The 21,961-nt window shown below is 75.0% G+C and carries 16 protein-coding genes; 11 read left to right on the top strand and 5 right to left on the bottom strand.

What is annotated here, in order from left to right; genetic code table 11:
- The first annotated feature begins 62 nt into the window (after positions 1-62).
- From IE265_RS09355 to IE265_RS09375, 5 genes are all read left to right on the top strand, one after another.
- Positions 63-1,394, top strand: a complete 1,332-nt coding sequence (locus tag IE265_RS09355) for a radical SAM protein (protein ID WP_190034945.1) — start codon at positions 63-65, stop codon at positions 1,392-1,394.
- 258 nt (positions 1,395-1,652) lie between these two features.
- On the top strand, positions 1,653-3,155 hold the full coding sequence (locus tag IE265_RS09360) for a cellulose-binding domain-containing protein (RefSeq protein ID WP_190034946.1): 1,503 nt from the start codon (positions 1,653-1,655) through the stop codon (positions 3,153-3,155).
- Between the two features lie 522 nt (positions 3,156-3,677).
- A complete protein-coding gene (gene rsgA, locus IE265_RS09365) occupies positions 3,678-4,817 on the top strand; it encodes a ribosome small subunit-dependent GTPase A (RefSeq protein WP_190034947.1) in 1,140 nt (379 codons plus the stop codon).
- Between the two features lie 153 nt (positions 4,818-4,970).
- Positions 4,971-6,389: a bifunctional transcriptional activator/DNA repair enzyme AdaA gene (locus tag IE265_RS09370; RefSeq protein ID WP_190034948.1), complete on the top strand. Its 1,419-nt coding sequence runs from the start codon at positions 4,971-4,973 to the stop codon at positions 6,387-6,389.
- 5 nt (positions 6,390-6,394) lie between these two features.
- Positions 6,395-6,997, top strand: coding sequence for a methylated-DNA--[protein]-cysteine S-methyltransferase (locus IE265_RS09375; RefSeq protein ID WP_308434781.1), 603 nt, complete (start codon positions 6,395-6,397; stop codon positions 6,995-6,997).
- Here IE265_RS09375 and IE265_RS09380 read toward each other — a convergent pair.
- Positions 6,936-7,304: a PPOX class F420-dependent oxidoreductase gene (locus tag IE265_RS09380; protein WP_190034949.1), complete on the bottom strand. Its 369-nt coding sequence runs from the start codon at positions 7,302-7,304 to the stop codon at positions 6,936-6,938. The genes IE265_RS09375 and IE265_RS09380 overlap by 62 nt on opposite strands.
- Positions 7,305-7,560: 256 nt before the next feature.
- Here IE265_RS09380 and IE265_RS09385 point away from each other — a divergent pair, with 256 nt between their 5' ends.
- Positions 7,561-8,832: an SGNH/GDSL hydrolase family protein gene (locus tag IE265_RS09385; protein WP_229916104.1), complete on the top strand. Its 1,272-nt coding sequence runs from the start codon at positions 7,561-7,563 to the stop codon at positions 8,830-8,832.
- Between the two features lie 9 nt (positions 8,833-8,841).
- On the opposite strand, the gene IE265_RS09390 is transcribed toward IE265_RS09385, so the two are convergent.
- Both IE265_RS09390 and IE265_RS09395 read right to left on the bottom strand, forming a co-directional pair.
- Positions 8,842-9,324, bottom strand: coding sequence for a DUF456 domain-containing protein (locus IE265_RS09390; RefSeq protein ID WP_190034951.1), 483 nt, complete (start codon positions 9,322-9,324; stop codon positions 8,842-8,844).
- A gap of 36 nt (positions 9,325-9,360) precedes the next feature.
- Positions 9,361-10,353 carry a helix-turn-helix transcriptional regulator gene (locus tag IE265_RS09395; protein ID WP_190034952.1) on the bottom strand — a complete coding sequence of 331 codons (993 nt, stop codon included), beginning with the start codon at positions 10,351-10,353 and terminating at the stop codon, positions 9,361-9,363.
- 917 nt (positions 10,354-11,270) lie between these two features.
- Between IE265_RS09395 and IE265_RS09400 the strand changes: the two genes are divergently transcribed.
- Positions 11,271-13,208 carry a protein phosphatase 2C domain-containing protein gene (locus tag IE265_RS09400; protein ID WP_373302925.1) on the top strand — a complete coding sequence of 646 codons (1,938 nt, stop codon included), beginning with the start codon at positions 11,271-11,273 and terminating at the stop codon, positions 13,206-13,208.
- A 65-nt stretch (positions 13,209-13,273) separates the two neighbouring features.
- On the top strand, positions 13,274-15,016 hold the full coding sequence (locus IE265_RS09405; RefSeq protein WP_190034954.1) for a pyruvate dehydrogenase: 1,743 nt from the start codon (positions 13,274-13,276) through the stop codon (positions 15,014-15,016).
- Positions 15,017-15,073: 57 nt separating this feature from the next.
- Here IE265_RS09405 and IE265_RS09410 read toward each other — a convergent pair whose 3' ends face one another.
- The gene (locus tag IE265_RS09410) at positions 15,074-16,873 is read right to left on the bottom strand and encodes a transcriptional regulator (RefSeq protein WP_190034955.1); all 1,800 of its coding nucleotides are present in this window, start codon (positions 16,871-16,873) and stop codon (positions 15,074-15,076) included.
- A gap of 313 nt (positions 16,874-17,186) precedes the next feature.
- Between IE265_RS09410 and IE265_RS09415 the strand changes: the two genes are divergently transcribed.
- The 3 genes from IE265_RS09415 (at position 17,187) to IE265_RS09425 (ending at position 20,482) form a co-directional block, all read left to right on the top strand.
- Positions 17,187-17,819: a hypothetical protein gene (locus IE265_RS09415; protein WP_190034956.1), complete on the top strand. Its 633-nt coding sequence runs from the start codon at positions 17,187-17,189 to the stop codon at positions 17,817-17,819.
- A gap of 209 nt (positions 17,820-18,028) precedes the next feature.
- Positions 18,029-18,829: a serine/threonine protein kinase gene (locus IE265_RS09420; RefSeq protein ID WP_190034957.1), complete on the top strand. Its 801-nt coding sequence runs from the start codon at positions 18,029-18,031 to the stop codon at positions 18,827-18,829.
- 114 nt (positions 18,830-18,943) lie between these two features.
- Positions 18,944-20,482 (top strand): serine/threonine-protein kinase, encoded by a 1,539-nt coding sequence (locus IE265_RS09425; RefSeq protein ID WP_190034958.1) that lies wholly within the window; start codon positions 18,944-18,946, stop codon positions 20,480-20,482.
- Between the two features lie 46 nt (positions 20,483-20,528).
- On the opposite strand, the gene IE265_RS09430 is transcribed toward IE265_RS09425, so the two are convergent.
- Positions 20,529-21,713, bottom strand: coding sequence for an SH3 domain-containing protein (locus IE265_RS09430; RefSeq protein WP_190034959.1), 1,185 nt, complete (start codon positions 21,711-21,713; stop codon positions 20,529-20,531).
- Between the last annotated feature and the right edge of the window lie 248 nt (positions 21,714-21,961).

Below are 21,961 nucleotides of genomic sequence, written 5' to 3' on the forward strand. Positions count from 1 at the left end.
CGCCGGGAGGCGGGGCATACCGTGAGGAGTCGAGCATCGCAGCAGGGAGCGAGGAGGACGGGATGGGCAGCCGTACCGCGCTGGTCGAGGATCTGATGGAGAGGTTCCCGCACGTACCGCGGGAAGCCGTCCTCAAGGAGGACCTGCTCCGGGGAGGCGTGGCCTTCGACGACTCGGCGCTCTCCGACAACGAGGACGGCGACGTCAAACCGAAGTCGTACTTCATCTTCTCCTTCGACCACGGCACGCTGCCGGAGCTGGGAGCGGCCGCGCTGCGCCGCCCGCCGGAGGAGATCATCCTCACCGGAGGCCCGTACGACCTGCGCCGGACCGTCGTGTCGGTGCGGGTGAACCCCGCCTCGCCGTACCGGGTCGCCGCGGGCGAGGACGGTCTGCTCGGCCTCTACCTGGACGGGAAGCGGATCTCCGACGTCGGTGTGCCGCCGATGCCCGAGTACTACCGGCACACCCTCTCCAACGGGAAGTCCGTGATGGAGGTGGCCCCGACCATCCAGTGGGGCTACCTCATCTACCTCACGGTCTTCCGCGTGTGCCAGTACTTCGGCGCGAAGGAGGAGTGCCAGTACTGCGACATCAACCACAACTGGCGGCAGCACAAGGCGGCGGGCCGGCCGTACACGGGTGTGAAGGACGTCGACGAGGTCCTGGAGGCGCTGGAGATCATCGACCGGTACGACACGGCCAAGGCGTCCACCGCGTACACGCTCACCGGCGGCGCGATCACCTCCAAGCTCCAGGGCCGCGACGAGGCCGACTTCTACGGCATGTACGCCAAGGCCATCGAGGAGCACTTCCCGGGCCGCTGGATCGGCAAGGTCGTCGCCCAGGCGCTGCCCCGCGACGACGTGCAGCGCTTCAAGGACTACGGCGTGCAGATCTACCACCCCAACTACGAGGTGTGGGACCGCCGCCTGTTCGAGCTGTACTGCCCCGGCAAGGAGCGCTACGTGGGCCGCGACGAGTGGCACAAGCGCATTCTCGACTCGGCCGAGGTCTTCGGGGCGCGCAATGTGATCCCCAACTTCGTCGCGGGCGTCGAGATGGCCGAGCCGTTCGGGTTCACCACGGTCGACGAGGCGATCGCGTCCACGACGGAGGGGCTGCGGTTCTTCATGTCGCAGGGCATCACGCCCCGCTTCACCACGTGGTGCCCCGAGCCGACCACCCCGCTGGGCAAGGCGAACCCGCAGGGCGCGCCGCTGGAGTACCACATCAGGCTGCTGGAGGCCTACCGGTCGACGATGGACGAGTTCGGGCTCTCCTCGCCGCCCGGATACGGTCCGCCCGGGCCCGGCAACGCCGTGTTCTCCGTGAGTTCCTTCATGGACAGCCTGCCGGCGAACGAGCCGACGGCCGAGGTGTCCGCGCGCTGAGCACCCCGGCGCCGGGCCGCGCGCGCGAACGCGCGGGCCCGGCGCGGGCGTCCTGGGGCCGAACCCCTAATGGGAGCGCCGGGCGGCGGGAAGGAGCCCGGCGGGTCGCGCGACCGGCGGTAACCGGATTTACTGGTCCCGCTTGTCACTTGTGCGGGAATCGTGGAAAACTCGGGCCCCGTTGCGAGACTTCTGCCCAACTCCCGTACTGAACAGGCGAGTTGACCCCCCTTGTGGATGCAGGTGAAGCCCCCGCCCATGCCAGACCTGCCGACCCCTCAGGACGCCGCTGAGGCAACACTGTTCTCGGAATGCTGGGACGCGGTCCTCTCGTACGCGGACCTGTGCACCGGTGGTTCGAGCGACGCACGCCAACTGGCCTCCGAGGCCTTCTCGCTCGGCATACGCGAGGCCCGCACCGCGGAGACGGGCGCCGGGGGGAAGAACCCCGGACGCCGGGCCCGTACGCCGCTGCTGCCCCGCATCCCCCTGCTGCTGACGGCCGTACGCCAGACGGCGGCCCTGTGGGAGACCCGGGGCAAGGGGGACCGGCTCGACCCCGAACTGCGCCTGTGGCTCGGCTCCGACAAGGCCGCCCGCTTCACCGGGCCGCCCCTGCACCGGCCGCTCGCGCTGCGCGGACTGCGCGACATGCAGGAACCGGACGCCGCGCTGCTGTGGCTGGCCGAGGTGGAGGCGCTCCCGTCCGCCTCCGTGGCGCGCCGGCTCGGCCTCGATCCGCAGGGAGCCGCCGAGGAACTCCAGCAGGTGCGCGGGGTGTTCCGGGACCGCTGCCACCGCAACCACATCGACACACCGCTCTCCGAGGACTGCCGCAGCTACGCCCGGCTCCTCGACGCGGTGACCCGTTCGCCGTCCGCCGAGGTGCCCGAGGACCTGTCGAGGCATCTCGCGGGCTGTGTCGAGTGCGCGGAGGCCGCCGCCTGCCTGCGGCTCGGCGGCGGCGGGCTGCCCGCGGCGCTCGCGGGCGGCGTCATCGGCTGGGGCGGGCTCGCCTACCTCGAACGCCGCCGCCGGGCCGTCGAGTCGGGCCTCAGCCGCGGCGCGGCCGACGACGCCGACGAGTCCGGGCGGCCGGCCGGTACGGAGGACGGGCCCCGGATCGGACGGGCCGGGCTGCTGGCCGGAGCCGTCGTGGTGTCCCTGCTGGCCCTCGCCGTGACCCTGGTGCCCTTCGGCGGGGACGACGAGGCCGACTCCCTGGAGCAGTCCGCCGGCAGGGAGACGGTGGGGGACCAGCCGTCGCTCGACCCCCTGCCGTCGGTGTCGCCCACGGGTTCCGCCGCCTCCGCGCGGTCCACGGCGTCACCCCGTGCCTCGGGCGCCGGCGGCGCGTCGGGAGCCGACTCCGACACGGCGCCGCAGGGCGACTCCTCGGCCTCCGCCGAGCCGGACGACCCGCGTGCCGACCCGAGCGAGCCCGCCGTCTGCCACGCCCGGTACGACCTGGTCAACGAGTGGCCGGACGGGTTCCAGGCGACCGTCACCATGAGGTCCGTGTACGCGCTGGACACCTGGCAGGTGACCTGGAAGTACCTCGACGGCCAGCGGGTGACCCAGATGTGGGACGGCACCGTCGGGCAGAGCGGGTCCCGCGTCACCGCGCGTGCCGCCGACTACAACAAGTCGGTGGCCGCGGGCGGATCGTTCGTCATGGGGTTCATCGGCTCGTGGCAGCACGGGAACTCGGCTCCCGTCGAGTTCACGCTCAACGGCCGGAGCTGCACCCACACGAGCTGACGCCCGCGCCTTGAGCTCCCTGGTCCCGGTGCGCCCGTGCCCCGGGACCTGCGGACTCCGGGACCCGCGGGCTGCGCGCCGACAGGGCTCCGGGACCTCCGGGGCCGTGGGCCCGGGACCGTCGGGTGCCCGACTCCCGGAGGGCCTCCGGCACCGGGGCGCGGGAACCCGGGCGCCGAGGGCCGGAGAGTGGCCGCACGCGCAACCGGACTCCGCGGTGCCGGCCGCAAGGCCACCGGGCGCCGGTGAGGGAGCGTCCGCGAAGGGACGAAAAAAATCGCTTGGCCCGCGCGCGCGACGCGGGCTAGGGTCGCACTGCTACCCGCGGCGGGTCCCCCGCCAGGGTGCCGAGCCGTTGTGAGCCGAGAACAGAGAACCAGGAGGTGTGACCGATGGCTGTCGTCGAACTGGGCGCTGCCCGCATCCGGAAGTTCATCGAATCCACCCCTGTGGTCGCCGGCTGACACCTCTTCCTCCGCGCCCGAGTGCGCGCGGCCGGGGCCACCCTCCGAAGGGTCTCCCTTGTCTTTCTCCACCTCACGTGCGTCGGCCTCGGCTCTCCCGTCGGCGCCGTCGCCCGATCCTTCCGCGCACCCGCTCGCGCCCTACGGCTGGGACGACGACTGGGCCGCCGCGTTCGCCCCGCATCTGGAGCGGGGCCTCGTGCCGGGCCGCGTCGTACGAGTCGACCGCGGCCAGTGCGATGTCGTCACCGCCGACGGACTCGTCCGCGTCGACACCGAGTTCGTCACACCGAACGACCCGCTCAGGGTCATCTGCACCGGGGACTGGGCCGTCGTCGACGCCGGCGGCGACCCCCGGTACGTCCAGGAGTACCTGCCGCGCCGCACGGCCTTCGTGCGCTCGACGTCGTCCAAGCGGTCCGAGGGGCAGATCCTCGCCGCCAACGTCGACTTCGCGATCATCGCGGTGTCCCTCGCCGTGGAACTCGACCTCGGCCGGATCGAGCGGTTCCTCGCGCTCGCCTGGGAGTCCGGCGCCCAGCCGCTGGTCGTGCTGACCAAGGCGGACCTCGTACCGGACGCGCTGGGACTGTCGTACCTGGTCCGGGACGTGGAGGACACGGCCCCCGGCGTGCCGGTACTGGCCGTCAGCGCCACCGACGGCAGCGGTCTCGACGTGCTCGCCGCCGTCGTCTCCGGCGGGACCACCGTGCTGCTCGGCCAGTCAGGGGCCGGCAAGTCCACGCTGGCGAACGTGCTGCTCGGGCAGGACGTGATGCTCGTGCGGGCCGCTCGGGACGTGGACGGCAAGGGCCGCCACACGACCACCACCCGCAACCTCCTGGTGCTGCCCGGCGGAGGCGTGCTGATCGACACGCCGGGCCTGCGGGGTGTGGGCCTCTACGACGCCGGGAGCGGTGTCGGACAGGTCTTCTCCGAGATCGAGGAGCTCGCCGCGGGCTGCCGGTTCCAGGACTGCGCGCACGTCGCGGAGCCCGGGTGCGCGGTGATCGAGGCGGTGTCCGACGGCGAACTGCCGGAACGGCGCCTCGACAGCTACCGCAAGCTGCTGCGGGAGAACCAGCGGATCGTCGCCAAGACCGACGCCCGGCTCCGGGCGGAGATCCGCAAGGAGTGGAAGCGGCGCGGGGCCGAGGGGCGCGCCGCGATGGAGGCCAAGCGGGGACGCCGGGCCTGAAGGACCTCCCGGGCGAGTACCGGCAGGGTGGGAACACCCGGCGGGCCCGTGGTGCGGACCGGCACCACGGGCCCGCCCGCGGGACCCGGTGGGGGCAATGTCACGTCCGATTTCCGCCAGCTCCGGGGGCGGGGGCGACGGACACTGGTGGGTGTGACGGACGAGGAGACCAGGTACGAGACCGTGCGGAGCCGGGACGCCCGGTTCGACGGCGTGTTCTTCTTCGCCGTGGAGACGACCGGGATCTACTGCCGGCCGAGCTGCCCGGCGGTGACCCCGAAACGGGAGAACGTGCGGTTCTACGCCACGGCGGCCGCCGCGCAGGGCTCCGGGTTCCGGGCGTGCCGCCGGTGCCGGCCGGACGCGGTGCCCGGTTCCGCCGAGTGGAACGTGCGCGCGGACGCCGTGGGACGGGCCATGCGCATGATCGACGACGGGGTCGTGGACCGCGAGGGCGTCACCGGACTCGCGGCACGGCTCGGCTACAGCGCCCGCCAGGTGCAGCGGCAGCTCACCGCGGAACTCGGCGCGGGACCCGTGGCCCTCGCGCGGGCCCGGCGCGCGCACACCGCGAGGCTGCTGGTGCAGACGACCGAGCTGCCCATCACGGAGATCGCGTTCGCGGCCGGGTTCGCGAGCGTCCGGCAGTTCAACGACACCGTGCGCGCCGTCTATGCGTCGACACCGACCGAACTGCGCGCCGCCGCGCCCCGCGGCGACGCCGCCGCGCGCCGTACGGCCGCCGCCTCGGCAGGCATCCCGCTCCGGCTCGCCCACCGGGGCCCGTACCGGGCGGAGGCCGTCTTCGACCTGCTGGCCGCAGAGGCCGTCGCCGGGGTCGAGGAGGTCGCCGGTGCCCCGGGAGCCCGCACGTACCGGCGGACCCTGCGGCTGCCGTACGGCACCGGGATCGCTGCCGTACGGGAGCGCCGCCCGGGCGCCGCGGCCCGTGACGGAGGCTGGCTCGACGCCCGGCTGCACCTCACCGACCTGCGCGACCTCACCACCGCCGTGCAGCGGCTGCGCCGGCTGTTCGACCTCGACGCCGACCCGTACGCCGTGGACGAGCGGCTCGGTGCCGACGGGCGGCTCGCTCCGCTGGTGGCGGCGCGGCCGGGGCTGCGGTCGCCCGGTTCGGCCGACCCGGAGGAACTGGCCGTGAGGGCGCTCGTCGGGCGTGAGGCCGCCGAGCGGCTGGTGCGCGCCCACGGGAAGGCACTGGACGCGCCCTGCGGGACCCTCACCCACCTCTTCCCCGAGCCGGCCGCGCTCGCCGCGGAGGAGGGCCCGCCGGGGGCACTGGCAGCCGCGCTCGCCGACGGCGGCCTGCGGCTCGACCCGGGTGCCGACCGCGAGGAGGCGGACCGCGCGCTGCGGGCCCTGCCGGGCATGGACGGACACACCGTCGCGGTGATCCGCCGCCGTGCCCTCTGCGATCCCGACGCGGCACCCCCGGGCGCGGACTTCCCCGACGCCTGGCGGCCCTGGCGCTCCTACGCCCTGCACCACCTGACGGCGGCCGGCGCCGGCGGCCCCGTGACGCCGAACGAGCCGGAGGAGCGATCCCGATGAGCCCGATGAGCCCGATGACACCGATGACGAGGGTGACCACCATGAAGACGACGTACTACACGACCCTCGACAGCCCCGTCGGGCAACTCCTGCTCACCGCCGACGAGTCCGGCGCCCTGACCTCGCTGTCCGTGCCCGGCCAGAAGGGCGGACGGACCGTCCAGCCCGGCTGGCGGCGGGCGTCCGACCCGTTCCACGAGGCCGACCGGCAGCTCGCCGCCTACTTCGGTGGCGAACTCACCGAATTCCGCCTTGAGTTCCGGGCCGCCGGCACCGACTTCCGGGAGCGGGTCTGGGACACCCTCGACACCGTGCCCTTCGGTACGACCATCACGTACGGGGAGGTCGCCGCGCGCATCGGTGCCTCGCGGGCCGCCGTACGGGCCGTCGGGGGAGCCGTCGGCGCCAACCCGCTGCTGATCGTGCGGCCGTGCCACCGGGTGATCGGGGCCGACGGCTCCCTCACCGGCTACGCGGGAGGGCTCGACCGGAAGGTCCGGCTCCTGGAACTGGAGGGCCTTCGGCCCGCGACCGTCGCCGCAGGTGTCACTCCTCCAGGCCCCAGCTGTGGATCCGCCTCGGGTGGACGCGGATCAGCTCCTCGCTGAAGTGGGGTCCCAACTCGTGCGGTCCGGTCAGTAGTTCGGCCTCACCCCGGATGTCCACTCCGCGCACCTTCCACGGGCGGAGGCTGACGACGTCGTCGACGACGAGGGCCACCTTCGGATTCTTCTGCAGGTTGCGCCACTTCTTGGTCGTCCCCATGGCGTAACCGCCGATCAGGATCGTCCCGTCCTCCTGCGGATGGAACCCGACGGGGTTCGCCTGCGGCTGTCCGTGCTGGTCGACGGTCGCCAGGCGGCCGAGCCGCTGGGACGCCAGGTACACCCGTTCGGCTTCACTGAATGCGGTCATGTCCGCAGCCAAGCACGGTATCCGCGCCGTCCGCACCGGATCCTGTCCCCGGGTCCGGAGCCCGCCCTCATCGGGCTCCGTCGGCGGGAGGCAGGAACGCATGGCCGAGGTCGCACGCGCACCGCTCGGAAGCGCACGCGGGAGACGGGCGGTTTTCGGACGGATGCGGCCCGCCGGGACGCGGCGGCGGCCGCGGTCCTGGCCCGTCCCGTCCGGGCGGTCCCTGATCCTGCTCGGCGGGGCGCTGACACTGACGGTGACGGGCACGGCCGCCACCCACCCGGCACCCGTACGCGCCGCCGGGAGCGTCGTGGGCACCCCAGCGAGCCCCGTACGGGCCCCCGCGCCGGCGCAGGCCGGTCCCGTACGGCAGCCCGCCGCCGGCCCGACGGCGTTCCGCGCCCCGGCCGCGCGCTGGACCGGCACCTGGGAGGCCGCCGCGTCCGGGACCGCCCCGGGGCTCCCGGGAGCCTCGATCCGCAACGTGGTCCGTACGAGCGTCGGCGGTACGGCGGTCCGGGTGCGCCTGACCAACCGGCTCGGCACACGGCCGCTGGCGGTCGGCGCCGCCACCGTCGCCCGGCAGGCGCCGAAGGGCCGCCCCGGCGCCGACGCCCGGCCCGGCACGATGCGCGTCCTCACCTTCGGCGGCCGGGCCAGGTTCACGGTTCCGCCGGGCAGGGACGTCGTCAGCGATCCGCTGCGGATGCGCGTCCCCGGCGCCGCCGACCTCCTCGTCACCGTGCACACCCCGGGCGACCCGGGCCCCGCGACCTACCACCGCTCCGCCCTGCGGACCACCTTCGTCGCCACCGCGGGCAACCGTGCCGCGGACGTCCGCGGCACCGCCTACCGGGTCACCAGTCGTTCCTGGTACTACGTGACCGGCGTCGACGTCCTCGGGCCGCACCCCGCGGGCAGCGTCGTCGCGCTCGGCGACTCCCTCACCGACGGCTCCGGCTCCACACCGGGCGCCCACCGCCGCTGGCCCGACCGGCTGGCCGCGCGGCTCCGCGCGCTCCCGCCCGGCCGCCGGCAGGGCGTACTGAACGCGGGGGTCGCCGGGAACCGGCTGCTCCTGGAAGGCCGGGGGCCCAGCGCCCGGGCCCGGTTCGACGCGGACGTCCTGTCCCGCACCGGAGTGCGCACGCTGATCGTGCTGGAGGGGATCAACGACATCAGGAGCACGCCCAACCAGAGGGATCCGGCCGTCATCGCGGCCGCGTACCGCGAACTGGTCCGGCGCGCCCACACGCGGGGCATCCGCGTCCTCGGCGCCACACTCACCCCCTTCGGCGGCAACGCGGGCCACACACGGGCCCGGGAGCGCGTCCGCCGGTCGGTCAACCGCCTCATCCGGACGGGCCGCCTGTTCGACGCGGTCGTGGACTTCGACGCCGTCGTCCGCGACCCCGCCCGGCCCGAGCGGCTGCTGCCCGCGTACGACTCGGGCGACCACCTCCACCTCAACGACGCGGGCCTGCGGGCGCTGGCCGACAGCATCGACCCGGCAGCCCTGCGCGGCTGACGCGCGGGGTCATCCCCAGATGACGGCGCCCAGCCACGCCCCCATGATCAGCAGGCAGGTGAAGAGCTCCACCAGCACGCTCGTCCCGCCCTTGCGCATCACCGTGCGCACCGAGGCCTTCGCCTCGCCCGGGCCGCCGAGCCGCAGGCGCTCCGCGAGGTACCCGCCCCCGATGAAGCCCGGAATGGCACCGAGGACCGGCACGAGGAAGAAGCCGAGCAGCGCGCCCACGCCCGCGTACGCCGCCATCCTGGGCGTGGCGCCGCTCGTCCGCAGCTGCCGCGGCGGCAGCCGCCAGCGGATCACCTGCGCGACGAACAGGAGGCCCGTGGCACCCACGAGCACACCCCAGGAAAGCGTCTGCGGGTCCTCGAAGGTCCACCACAGGACCGCGGCCCACACGAGCCACGACCCGGGTGCGCCCGGTACCAGCACTCCGCCGAGGCCGAGCAGGATGACCACGCCGACCAGCAGGAGTTCCCACGCTCCCATCTGCCCAGAGTGCCCGAGTCCGGGCGAAACCGCAGATCAGTCCTGTCGCTCCCGGGCCACCCAGCCCCGCTCGTACGCGTGCCAGCCGAGCTGGAGCCGGGTCGTCACGCCCGCCAGTTCCATCAGCCGTTTGACCCGGCGCTGCACGGTCCGCAGGCCCAGGTCGAGCTGTTTCGCCACGCTCGCGTCGGTCAGCCCGGCCAGCAGCAGGGAGAGGATCTCCAGATCCGGCCCGTCCGGCCCGTCCGGCCCCTCCTCGACGAATTCGCCGGGCGCGCCGAGCCGCAGCGGCAGCGCGGTGCGCCAGACGGCCTCGAAGAGGCCCGACAGCGATTCCAGCAGGCCGCTGGCGTGCACCACGAGCGCGGCGGGCTCCAGGGTCCGCGAGGTCAGCGGCACCAGGGCGAGCGTCCGGTCGGCGATCACCAGCTTGGTCGGCACCGTGTCCACGACCCGCACCTGCTCGTCGCGGCCGAGCGCGGCGGACAGTTCGGTGATGCCGTTCGGCAGGTCCAGGACCGAGCGTTCCACGACCACGCGGTAGCGGACCCCGCGGTGCGCCGCCTGCTCCTCGGCGTCGTTCTCCGTCCCGGAGACGACCGAGGGCCTGCCCGTGACCAGCGCGCACACCTCGTCGCCGGCCCCGAGCTGGAGCTGGAGGAAGCGCTGCGCGACCGCCGCCGCGCCGGTCACCACCTCGACCAGGTCGTGCACCGCGGGCTCGGCGGCCAGGGCCCGGTACTCCTCGGCGAGCAGCGCGGCCGTCATCTCGGCCCGGTCCAGCTCGTGGCGCCGCTGGGTGAGCAGGGCGCCGAGCGCGACCCCGGGCGGCGCCGCCACCCAGCGTCCGGGGCGGGCCGACGACTGGGCCGCGAGGCCGTGCCGCTCCAGTCCGCGCAGCGCGCGCTCGGTGTCGTGCTCGCCGAGCGTGAGCCGTCGTGCGAGGTCGGGCACGTCGGCGGCGCCCACGGACACCAGGGCCCGGTAAGCCGACTCGTGCGTGCCGTCCAGACCTATCGCTCCCAGCATGCGGCGACGCCCCTCCCCGAAAGACCGGCCGTGGCGGAAATGGGCCACGGCGTAAAACCGCCTCGGCACATCATCGCCGCACCCCGCGTCCTTCTGCCAAGGTGGCGCCACCGCGGTGCGACGTGCCGCCCGGTGAACGTCCGCCCGTGCGAGGGCGGTCGTGGACCGGGCTGCGGGCTTCCTCCGCGCGGTCCCGACCCGGGCCGTGCGCGTGGCAGGCGGTGTCCGAGGTCCGGGAGGACCGTGCGGGCGCGGCCCCTCGGGCCGCTCCCGGACGGCGACCCGTCCACCCCGTCCCGGGGAGGCGGCCGCCCCGCACCGCACCGGCCGGCTCCGGAAGGGGCGCGGCCGCACAGAGCGTGACCCCGGGCCCGACCCACTGGGCCGGCCAGGGGTCGCACCGGCGCCGCCGGGCGGTTCTCCCGTGGGGGGTGGGACCGTCCGGCGGTCCGCCATTACCGTGCGAACCCGAACCCGTGGCCGGTTTTTCCGGATGCACCGTTTTCATCCGGCCCGGGCGGTGGACAATTATGGGCATGAGCCATCAGGGGGAGAGGCCCACCGGTCAAGAGGACGACTGGTGGCGGCAGTTGTACGACGACGCCACGGGGGACACGGGGCCCGCAGCCGCGGCCGACTCCCTCGACGACCGGTTCGCCTCGGCGGCGGACACCGTGGCCGGGGCCGAGGACGCTCCCCCGGACGCGCCCGTCACGGGGCAGGGTGTCCCCCCGCCCCGGACACGGACGCCGTTCGAGGAGTGGGGCCGCCGGCCGGTGGACGGACCGGCGCCCGCTCCCCGGCGGCCGTCGGGCGGGCCGCGTCCGGCGGGACCGGGCGGAACCGCCGGCGACGGGCCCCCGGCCGCGGGGCCGCCCGTCGGGCCCGCGGGCAGTGGATCGGGGACGCCGGGGCCGGTGGCCGGCTGGGCGGCCCACGGGCCGTGGACGGACGCCCCCCGAGGACTCGCGGGTCCGGCACCGGACACCGGAGCGGGAGCCGCGCCCCCGACCGGACCCGGGCACGGCCCGGGTCCGCGCGCGGGCACGGGGCCAGGGCGCGCCGGCGGGTCAGGACCCGGCCCCGGGGCCGCCGGTCCGGGCGGTGCGGCCTGGTCGGGTGCGGACGGTGCCGGAAGTGGCGCAGGTTCCGGGCCCCACGGTTCCGGGACCCGGCAGGACGGGGACGGTCCGGGGCGCGGGGCCGCCCCGGCGGCCGGCTCGTGGGCGGACGGTTCGCGCCGTGGCGCCCCGCCCGGGGCACGACCGGGTGCGGACGCGTCCGGACGGGCCCCCGAGGACCCGCCGGGTGACGGTCCGGGGGCCGGAGGGTCCCCGGACGACACACTGGGGCGCAGCGGGCTGCGGCGGCAGCCGGCCCCGTGGGAGGCGCCGCCGCCCGTGTCCCGGGGCCCCGCGTCCTTCCCGCCCGGCCCCAACCCGCCGCCGGTCCCGGACACGGGCCCCCGTGGCGGCGGACCCGCCGGACCGTCCGGCGGCGCGATCCCCCCTGCCCGGGTTCCGTACCCGCGCTCCGCCCCCTCGGTGCCACCGGCCTCCCCGCCGCCGCCCTCCGCACCGGCCCCCGGCCCGCGGTCGGCCGCCGGGGACGACCGGGAACCGCACCCGCGGGCCGCAGCGGGCCGGGTGCCCGAACCGCCCGCGGCGCCCCCCACGGACACCGCTGCGCCCGAGTGGCCGCCACGGCCGGCGGGCCGCCCCGCCGCCGGCCCTCCGCCCCCGGAGGAGCCCAAGGCGGTGGCCGAGTCCGGCGGGAGGCCCGCCGGGCCCGGTCCGGGCGACCCGTACGGCCCCTCAGCCACCCTGGTCGACGCCCCGCAGGGCACCGGCCGGGGGTCGGACCCGCCGGCCGTCCCGGAGGCCCCCGGCCCCGTCGGCCACGTCGGATCCGGACCGCCCACCTACGACGCGGAGCCCACGGCCCTGCCCGCCGCCGACCCGGACGCCCTCGACGACCTCGTGCCGGACACCGTGCTGGACGGCGCCTCCTACGGGACCTGCGTCCTGCGGGCCGCGTCCGTGCGGGGCGACTCGGCGCGCTACCGGGGCGAACCCCGCAGGGACGCCCTGCTCACCGCGCGCTTCGGCACCGGCGACGGAGCCCTCCTGCTCGTCGCCATGGCGACCGGGGCCCGTGCGACACCGGGGGCGCACCGCGCAGCCGCCGAGGCATGCAGGTGGATCGGGCGGGCCGTGGGGCGCAGCCACGCACGGCTGGCGGAGGACATCAGGGCCGCCAGACGGGGCGACCTGAAGTCGGGACTGCACCGGCTCACCGACCGGAGCCTGGGCAGACTGCGCGCCAGCGCCGCCGAGCAGGGCGTCGAACCCGAGGAGTACACCGCGGGCCTGCGCTGCCTGCTGCTGCCCGCCGACCCCGAGTGCCGTACGCGCGTCTTCTTCGGGGTCGGAGCGGGCGGCCTCTTCCGGCTGCGCGACGGCGAGTGGCAGGACATCGAGCCGCGCGTCGCCGACACCGCGGGCGAGCCCGTCGTCGGCTTCGGCTCACTGCCGCACGAGAGCCCCGCGGGCGACCGCCTGACCATGGACCTGGGCATCACCACACCCCCGAGCCCCTACGAGCCGGCCCCCGAGCCGCCCGCGCGCGACCCCTTCCGCTTCCGCGCGTCCGTCGCCCGGCCGGGCGACACCCTCCTGCTGTGCACCGGGGGCCTGGCCGACCCCCTGCGCGGCGAACCACGCCTGGTCGAGCACCTCTCCTCCCGCTGGTCGGGCGGCGGGGCGCCCGGTCTCGCGGCCTTCCTCGCGGACACGCAGGTCCGGGTCAAGGGGTACGCCGACGACCGGACGGCCGCCGCCGTCTGGGAGGCGTGACCGCGCCCTGTGTGGATTCATGGAACACGAGAGGGATCCCGGGACAGCCGAGGAGCGCGTGACCCATGGCCAAGCAGAACGTCGCCGAGCAGTTCGTCGACATCCTCGTCCGCGCGGGGGTGAAACGCCTGTACGGAGTCGTCGGCGACAGCCTCAACCCTGTCGTCGACGCCATCCGGCGCAACTCCGCGATCGACTGGATCCACGTCCGCCACGAGGAGACGGCCGCCTTCGCGGCGGGCGCCGAGGCCCAGGTCACCGGTTCCCTCGCCGCCTGCGCGGGTTCCTGCGGCCCCGGCAACCTCCACCTCATCAACGGCCTCTACGACGCCCACCGCTCCATGGCCCCGGTGCTCGCCCTCGCCTCGCACATCCCGTCAGGCGAGATCGGGCTCGGCTACTTCCAGGAGACGCATCCCGACCGGCTGTTCCGCGACTGCAGCCACTACAGCGAGATGATCTCCAACCCGAGGCAGATGCCCCGGCTGCTGCACACCGCCATCCAGCACGCGGTCGGACGCAACGGCGTCAGCGTGGTGACGCTGCCCGGCGACATCGCCGACCGGCCCGCCCCGGACAAGGCCGTCGAGACGGCGCTGGTCACCTCACGGCCCAGTGTCCGCCCGGGCGACACGGAGATCGACGCACTCGCCGCGATGATCGACGAGGCCGACCGGGTCACCCTGTTCTGCGGGAGCGGCACGGCGGGCGCGCACGCCGAGGTCATGGAGTTCGCCGAGAAGGTCAAGTCCCCGGTGGCGCACGCCCTGCGCGGGAAGGAGTGGATCCAGTACGACAACCCGTACGACGTCGGAATGAGCGGCCTGCTGGGCTACGGCGCCGCGTACGAGGCGACCCACGAGTGCGACCTGCTGATCCTGCTGGGCACCGACTTCCCGTACAGCGCCTTCCTGCCCGACGACGTCAGGATCGTCCAGGTCGACGTGCGGCCCGAACACCTCGGCCGGCGCTCGAAGCTGGACCTCGCGGTGTGGGGCGACGTGAAGGAGACCCTGCGCTGCCTCACCCCGAAGGTGAGCCCCAAGAGCAGCCGCCGCTTCCTCGACAAGATGCTGAAGAAGCACGCCGACGCGCTCGAGGGCGTCGTCAAGGCGTACACGCGCAAGGTCGAGAAGCACGTCCCGATCCATCCCGAGTACGTCGCCTCCGTGCTGGACGAACTCGCCGACGACGACGCGGTGTTCACCGTCGACACCGGCATGTGCAATGTCTGGGCGGCCCGTTACATCTCGCCGAACGGACGCCGCCGCATCATCGGCTCCTTCTCGCACGGCTCGATGGCGAACGCGCTGCCGCAGGCCGTCGGAGCCCAGTTCACCGACCGGGGGCGCCAGGTCGTCTCGATGTCGGGGGACGGCGGATTCTCCATGCTGATGGGCGACTTCCTCACCCTCGTCCAGTACGACCTGCCGGTGAAGGTCGTCCTCTTCAACAACTCGTCCCTGGGCATGGTCGAGTTGGAGATGCTGGTCGCCGGACTGCCGTCCTACGGGACCACCAACAGGAACCCCGACTTCGCCGCCGTCGCCCGGGCCTGCGGCGCCTACGGGGTGCGCGTCGAGAAGCCCAAGCAGCTCGCGGGCGCGCTGAAGGACGCCTTCCGGCACAAGGGCCCCGCGCTCGTGGACGTCGTCACCGACCCGAACGCCCTGTCCATCCCGCCGAGGATCAGCGCCGACATGGTGACGGGCTTCGCCCTCTCGGCGTCGAAGATCGTCCTCGACGGAGGGGTCGGCCGCATGCTCCAGATGGCCCGCTCCAACCTGCGCAACGTGCCCCGGCCCTGAGCCCGGCCGCGCCCCGACCCGTGCCGTGCCTCCGCCCACCGCCCCTGTGCCCGCGCGTCAGTCGGACCAGGGGCTCCAGTGGCGGCCGGACGTGTCGTAGGCGTACCGGGGCAGTCCCCCGATGCCGCTGGTACGGAAGGGGCGGCCGCCGTCGTCGACGCGCACGGTGCCGGTGCGGCCCTGCGAGGACCAGTCGAGCTCCAGGTACCAGCGGCAGTCGCAGGCCTTCGTCCCGGCGGTGACCAGCAGCACCTCCGGGTCCTCGTCGGAGACCCGGTACGGCATCCGCATCGCGGGGATCGGGCTGCCGGCGTCGCTGCCCGCGAGCGACCGGACGACGGGCCGGTCCCTGTCCAGGTCGACGGAGAAGGAGCGCGGGGTGAGGGAGCCGCCGCAGCCCTCGTTCATCGCGAACACATTGCCCCGCACGGGGGCGGAGCGGCCGACCACACGCACGCGCAGCTCCTCCAGGACGACGGCGGTGGAGGACCGGCCCTGCACCGAGATCCGTACGACCGTCTCGCCCCCGTGCACCGCGTTCTGTGTCGCCGCCCAGGCTCCGGCGTCCTGAGCGGCAGGGGGCGGCGGCACCCGGTCGGGTTCCTTGCCGATGACGTAGTCGTGGTCGCAACCGAGCGACCACACCTGCGAGTTCGCGGTCCAGGTGAGCGGCACGGCGGCGGTGCCGGTGCCGTTCGCCGTCGCCTTGCCCGAGGGGCGGGCGGACGGCCCGGAGGGGGACGGCGACGCCTTCGTGCCCGGCTCCGGTGAGGACGAGGGGCCGGTGGCGGTGGGGGAGCCGATCCCGGACGGGTTCCGGGGCCCGGCCGGGGCCGAGGTGGCCGGGGCACGCCCCGGGGCCCGCCCGGTGTCGTCGGAGGACCCGCCGGCGGTCAGGGCCGACAGGCCGCCGATCGTGACGAGCAGGGTGGCGGCCGCGGCCGCCGCGACGGCGAACCTCCGCCGGTGGCGGCCCGACGGCGGACGGGACTCGGGGCCGGGCCCGTCGGCGGAGGGCACGGCCGGGCGCGCGGGAGCATCCGCACGCGCGGCACCCGCCCCGCGCCCGCTCTCCCCGCCGGGCCCGCGGCCCCGCGTTGGGCTCCCGTCACGCGAACCGCCCTCGGCGCCTCCGCCCTCCGCGCCTCCGCCCTCCGCGCTTGCGCCGCCGGCGCATCCGCCATCCGCGTCTCCGCGCTCCGAACTTCCGTGCTCCCCGCCGGAGGGGCCGTCCGAGGCGCGGTCCTCCCCGCCGGAGACGCCCGCCACGGGCGGGGCCTCCCCGCCGGACTCGGTGGGCCCGTGCTCCTCGGCGGACCCGGGCCCCGCACCCGAGTCCTCCCCGCCGCCGGAGCTGCCGGAGCTGCCGGAGCCGTCCGCCGGGCCTCGGCCCTCTCCGCGGGACTCGCCGTCAGAGGTCCCGTCCACCCCGCCGGAGGCACCCCGCGCGGCCCCGCCAGGGGCGTCGGGGGCCGCGTTCCCGTCCGCGCCGCCGGGGGCTTGCCCGTCCGACGGCTCGGGCCCCGCCGCGGCCGGCTCCTGCGACGGGTCCCCGCTGCCGGCCGGGCCGGAGCCCTCCGGAGCAGCGGACGTCCTGGGCCGCTGCCGTGCCGCGACGGCCGACATCCAGCGGCGGTGCAGCTCGATCCGCTCCTCCGGAGTGGCCCCGCAGTGCACGGCGAACCGCTCCACCGGCGCGAAGTCCAGCGGCACCGCCTCACCGGCGCAGTAGCGGTGCAGTGTCGAGGTGTTCATCGGCACCCGGCGCGCGAGGGCGCCGTAACTGCGGTCGGTGCGCGCCTTCAGACCCCTCAGCAGCGCGGCGAACCGCTCGACGTCCTCGTCCCGAGTCGACACGGTGTCCCCGTCCTCGTCGTCGCCCCTGCCCGAAGAGGCGTGTCCCGTCCGCGGAGGGCATCCCAGCCCTCCATGTACCTGCACGTCAGAAGGGCTGGGATGGTTCCACGGGGGTGGATCCGGCGCGGCCCGTTGCGCCCGCCCCGAGTGACGGCTGATGCTTCTGGTGTCGCACCGAGCGCCGCCGGACCGACCACCCGGTGGCCGTCCACGACGGACCTCGCGACCACCGAACCCACTTCGAAACAGCCGAAACAGCCAACACAGCCGAAACGGCCAACACAGCCGACACGGCCAAAACAGGGGGACACCCATGCCCACGCACACCCGAGCCGTCGCGTTCACCGCCGTCGCAGCCGCGGGCCTCGCACTCGCCACGGCACTCGCCGGCCCGGCCGGCGCCGCGCCGGGCGCCGCGGCGAGCGCCCAGCCCAAGCCCAAGTTCCTGTCCGCCTCGCAGCTGCCCCCGCACCCCTCGTCCGCCTGGACGGCGGGCAAGGTCACGGACGGCGTCCCCGACGAGCTGCGGTTCTGCCTGGAGGACATCCTCCCCGGCTACGACTCCCGCTACCGGCAGTTCTGGACGGACCTCGACACCGGAGCCCGCCAGCTCACCTTCGTCGTCGGCAGCAACACCAAGGCGAAGGCGCTCGCCGCGGGCCTCAAGAAGGAGATCCGGTCGTGCGCCGCACGCGCCGAGCAGTCCGACCCGGAGGTCGAGGCCACCCTCAGGAGCTACGGCACGCTGCCGGTCGAGGAGGGCGCCAGTGTGTACGGCCTGCACACCGAGACCTCGTGGGGGGCGAACGACATCCACCTCCTGTCGGTCGGGCGTGACGGGAAGGCCGTCACGGTCGTGGACTGGGGGCAGATGGGCGGCTTCGCGGACGCTCCGGTGAAGGCGTTCAAGAAGACCACGACCACCGCGGTCAACAAGCTGTACTGACCCGGCGTCACCCACTGGGGCCGCCCTCCCGCCACGGGGGTCGGGAGGGCGGCCCCCGCACGGCGCCCGGAGATCCGGAACCAGTGGGTCCGTCGGTCGTGCGAAGGGCCCGCGACGGGCCGCGCGTGCCCGTTCGGGCCGCCGTCGGCGGCGGTCCGCGCGGTTGATCCCCCACTAGAATTCGGGTGACCGAACCGGGGGAGACCACTGTGGAAACGATCATCGTCCAGTTACCGGGTCCGGCGCGCGCGGACGCCGGTCAGGAACGAGGCAGACCCGGTCTGCTGCACATGGGCCCGGGTGACGTGGCCGACTTCGGACGGGGCGGGCCGGGCGGCCGGACCCCCGCCGTCGTCCTCCCCGACCCCGGCGTCTCGCGCTGGGCCGGACGGCTGGAGGCGGCCGACGACTACTGGCGCCTCTCCAACTTCAGCCGGACCGCCGGGTACGTGGTGGAGAACCTGGAGGGAGCCGGCGAGTACCTCACCGTGGCGCCCGGCCGGCTCGGCGCACCCGTGCCCTTCGAGTTCTCGCGGGTCGTCCTGCCCGCGCTCAACGGAACCGCCGACTTCAAGGTCTTCGCCCCGCAGCACGCCTACCTCGACGAGCGTTCGGCGCCGGGCGGCGGCGACCAGACCGTCAACCCCTTCGCGCTCGACTCGACGGCCAAGTACTTCCTCGTCCTGGTCGCCCTCTGCGAGCCGAGGCTGCGCGAGCCCTCCGACACGGCGCTCCCCGGAGCCGGGGAGATCGCGGAACGGCTGCGCCCCCTGGACTCCTGCCGTGAACTGACCCGCTCGGCGGTGAACTACCACATCGACTACCTGGCCTTCGCCAAACTGCGTCTGGCCCACGCCGACGAGGCCGGCGACCAGGGCGGCCGCACCGGCGCCAAGCGCGCCCAACTGGTCGCGTCCGCGCTGCGGTTCGGCCTCGTACGGGAAGAGCACCTGATGCTGCTTCCGCCGCGCGCGGCGAGCCGCCGTGCGGGGCACGGCGCCTCCGCGTGACACTGCCGTCCGGCGCCCCCACACCTCGCGTCCGCCGCGGGTGTGCGCCCGTTCCCCCCGACCGTCCAGCGCGGCGGGCGCACACCCGCCGCCGCCCGTAGAAGCAGGCCTCGAATGACCCCCCACACCGGTCCCTCGCCGCACCTCCCCGCGGGCTTCCGCGTCGGCGACTGGGAACTCGGCGCACCCATCGGCTCCGGCGCCTGGGGCACCGTCCACGAGGCGCGTGCCCTCGCCGACGGCTCCCCGTTCGCGGTGAAGGTGCTGCGCACGGACGCCCTGGCGCCCGGGCAGCGGGCCGCCCTCGACGAACTCGTGCGCCGCGAAGTGCGGTTCAGCCGCGAGGCGGACCACCCCAACCTCGTACGGACCCACGCGGTGCACACCGTCGAGGCACCCGAACTCCCGGGCCTGGACGGCGCGATCGCCCTCGTCATGGACCGGGCCGAACGCAGCCTCCAGGACGTGCTGGACGCCACGGAGCCCGGCCGGGGCGTACCAGGCGCGGACCGCGTCCTGCGATCCGTCGCGGCCGGACTCGCGCACATGCACGCGGCCGGATGGGTGCACGGGGACCTGAAACCGGCCAACATCCTGCTCGGCGCGGAAGGCCAGGTGTGGCTCGCGGACTTCGGCGTCGCCTCCGAACTGGAGGGCACCCACGCCCACATGCCGCCGCTCGGCACCCTCGACCACCTGCCGCCCGAGTGGTGGTCGCAGCGCACGGGCGCCCGTGGCACGGTCGTACGGCCGACCGCCGACATCTGGGCCTTCGGCGTACTCGCGCACCAGGTGCTCACGGCCGGGCTGCACCCGTTCCCCGGCGCGACCGCCCGGGCCCGCGCCCTCGCCGCCCAGTCCTACGCGCGCGGCTCCGTACCGCTGCGCCTGGAGCCCGGCATCGAGGAGGAGCGGCGCCGCCTGGTCGCGGACTGCCTGGCGCCGGACCACGCCGCGCGCCTCCCGCACACCGCGGACGCCCTGCGGGCCCGCCTGGACGACCTGTCCGCCGGGCGCCGCGGACCCCGGCGGGCGGTTCCGGTCGTCGCCGCCGTCCTGGCCGCCGTCCTCGCGACGGCCGGCGCCGCCCTGGTGTGGGGCGACGAACCCGCCGCGCGGAAGGACGGTCCGCGCACCGCCGCTTCGGCCACGGGCACACGCGGCCCGGCGCAGGGGGCGCCCGCCGCCGCGGGGGAGATCCCGGCGGACTCCGACGTGCCCGAGGCGCTGCGCCCGGTGATCGTGAAGGCCGCGCACCGCTGCACGGACGAGGAGATCACCCCCGCGCTGCTCGCCGCGATGCTCAAGGCGGAGAGCGGCTTCGACGCCGACGCGGCCCGCCCCGAGACGGACGAGTACGGCATCGCCATGTGGACGCCCTCGGTCTTCCGCGCCTGGGCGCTGGACGGGGACGGCGACGGCGACAAGGACCACATGTCGCCACCGGACGCGATCACGACCATGAGCCTCTACGTGTGCTGGCTCGACCAGCGGTTCAAGCAGGCGAAGCTGCCGAAGAAGGACCTGGTCGCGCTGGTCGTGGCCGGCTACCGCACGAGCGACCGCACGGTCATCGAGGAGCGCGGTGTCCCCGAGCGCGTACGGCCGCACGTGGAGAAGGTGCTGCGGTACCTCGCCGAGTACGAGCGGTGAGCCGGGGTCCGGCGCCTCCGGACCCCGCCCCGCCGCCCGCGCCGGGTCACGACCCGGAGCACTCCGGCACGTTCGGCAGCTTGTTCTCGGGCGAGCTGACGTAGATGTTCGAGATGTAGCCGCCGTACTGGGGCAGGTAGGCCCACCAGTCGTTGTCGTACGGCGGCACCGACACGGCCTGCCCCTTGCGCTGGCAGCCCACCAGGACCTCCACCCCGGCGGGCAGTTGGGTGATCGGAGGGTTGCCCGTGGACGGGTCCCGGCGGACGTTCACGTGATCGCTCCAGGTTCCGAACCAGGTGCCGGCCGGAGCCGTCCCGCCGGGCACGTTCAGCGAGCGGGTCAGCCTGCCGATGTCGGTGTAGGCCTTCCCGTACGACGTGCCGACGGGATGGAGCGTCAGGACGGCCACGATGGTCCGGTCGCCCGAGCCCACGGTTCCGGTGCTGTGCAGGGCGGGACGGGTCAGGTCCAGGGCCGGGGCGTCCGGCGCGGCGTCGGACGCGGGCGAGCGTCCGCTCGCCGCCGAGGAGGTGCCCGCCGAGGAGGCACCCGTCGTGCAGGTGCCCGCCGGGAACGAGGAGCCCGCCCAGCCCTGCTTGACGGCCCACGGGCGGTCGAAGGCGCCGGCGATGCCGAAGTGCTGGTCGTAGCCGTCGGTCGCGCAGCGCGTGGACTGGCGCAGGTTGCCCATCACGAATTCGCGGACGGGAGCCGGCGCGGTCTCCAGGAGGTAGCGGTAGATCCTCACCGTGTCGCGGGCGGACAGCGCGGTGTAGCCCCAGAAGCCCTCCTGCCCGGCGGGCGGCGGGTCGGTGTCGGTCAGCCCCACCTCGTCGATCATCCGCCGGACGATCCCGGAACCGCCGTTCGCGGACCAGTAGTGGTTGGCGGCCGCGTCGTCGCTCCCGCGCAGCATGGGTTCCAGACGGGCCCGGTCGGCGGCCGGTACGGAGTACGTCGGCGCGCGGCCGAGCAGGTAGTCCAGGGCGATCAGCAGTTTGACGACGGAGGCGGACCTGAACTTCGCGCTCGAGTCGAGCTGTTCGGTGAAGGTCCCGGTCTGCCGGTCGAAGACGGCGACCCCGGCGATGACGCCGTCGGGCACCCGGACGGCGGCGGTGGCCGGCGCGGATGCGCCGGTGGTCAGGACCAGCAGGGCGGCGGCGGACGCGAGGAGCGCTCTCCAGACGCGTCCCCCCGTCCCGGGCCGGCGTGCGATGCGGTGCATGGCGTTGACTCCCCTGGGGACCGGGCGGGCCCGGCGGCTGCCTGGACCGCTCCGGTCGGACGTCGGGCTTCGGACGGTGCCGGACGGCGGCGCGGACGCGCGCCGCCGGGGCTTGTGCGGGGCCGCCGGGCTGCGCGAGGGTGAATCCGGCGTACCCGGCCCGCGAACGGGCCGTTCGGAGCCTAGGAGAGCGGCGGCCCCGGGGGTCCTGACGGATGTCAGGGTCCGTACCTGCGGGTCCACCGGCC

The organism is Streptomyces fructofermentans, assembly GCF_014651055.1.
Taxonomy (GTDB): Bacteria; Actinomycetota; Actinomycetes; order Streptomycetales; family Streptomycetaceae; genus Streptomyces; species Streptomyces fructofermentans.

Coding starts and splice junctions, on each gene's coding strand:
- IE265_RS09390 (WP_190034951.1), bottom strand. CDS start 9,324: ATGGGAGCGTGGGAACTCCTGCTGGTCGGCGTGGTCATCCTGCTCGGC.
- IE265_RS09380 (WP_190034949.1), bottom strand. CDS start 7,304: ATGACCGCATTCAGTGAAGCCGAACGGGTGTACCTGGCGTCCCAGCGG.
- IE265_RS09360 (WP_190034946.1), top strand. CDS start 1,653: ATGCCAGACCTGCCGACCCCTCAGGACGCCGCTGAGGCAACACTGTTC.
- IE265_RS09415 (WP_190034956.1), top strand. CDS start 17,187: ATGCCCACGCACACCCGAGCCGTCGCGTTCACCGCCGTCGCAGCCGCG.
- IE265_RS09395 (WP_190034952.1), bottom strand. CDS start 10,353: ATGCTGGGAGCGATAGGTCTGGACGGCACGCACGAGTCGGCTTACCGG.
- IE265_RS09425 (WP_190034958.1), top strand. CDS start 18,944: ATGACCCCCCACACCGGTCCCTCGCCGCACCTCCCCGCGGGCTTCCGC.
- IE265_RS09405 (WP_190034954.1), top strand. CDS start 13,274: ATGGCCAAGCAGAACGTCGCCGAGCAGTTCGTCGACATCCTCGTCCGC.
- IE265_RS09430 (WP_190034959.1), bottom strand. CDS start 21,713: ATGCACCGCATCGCACGCCGGCCCGGGACGGGGGGACGCGTCTGGAGA.
- IE265_RS09355 (WP_190034945.1), top strand. CDS start 63: ATGGGCAGCCGTACCGCGCTGGTCGAGGATCTGATGGAGAGGTTCCCG.
- IE265_RS09375 (WP_308434781.1), top strand. CDS start 6,395: ATGAGCCCGATGACACCGATGACGAGGGTGACCACCATGAAGACGACG.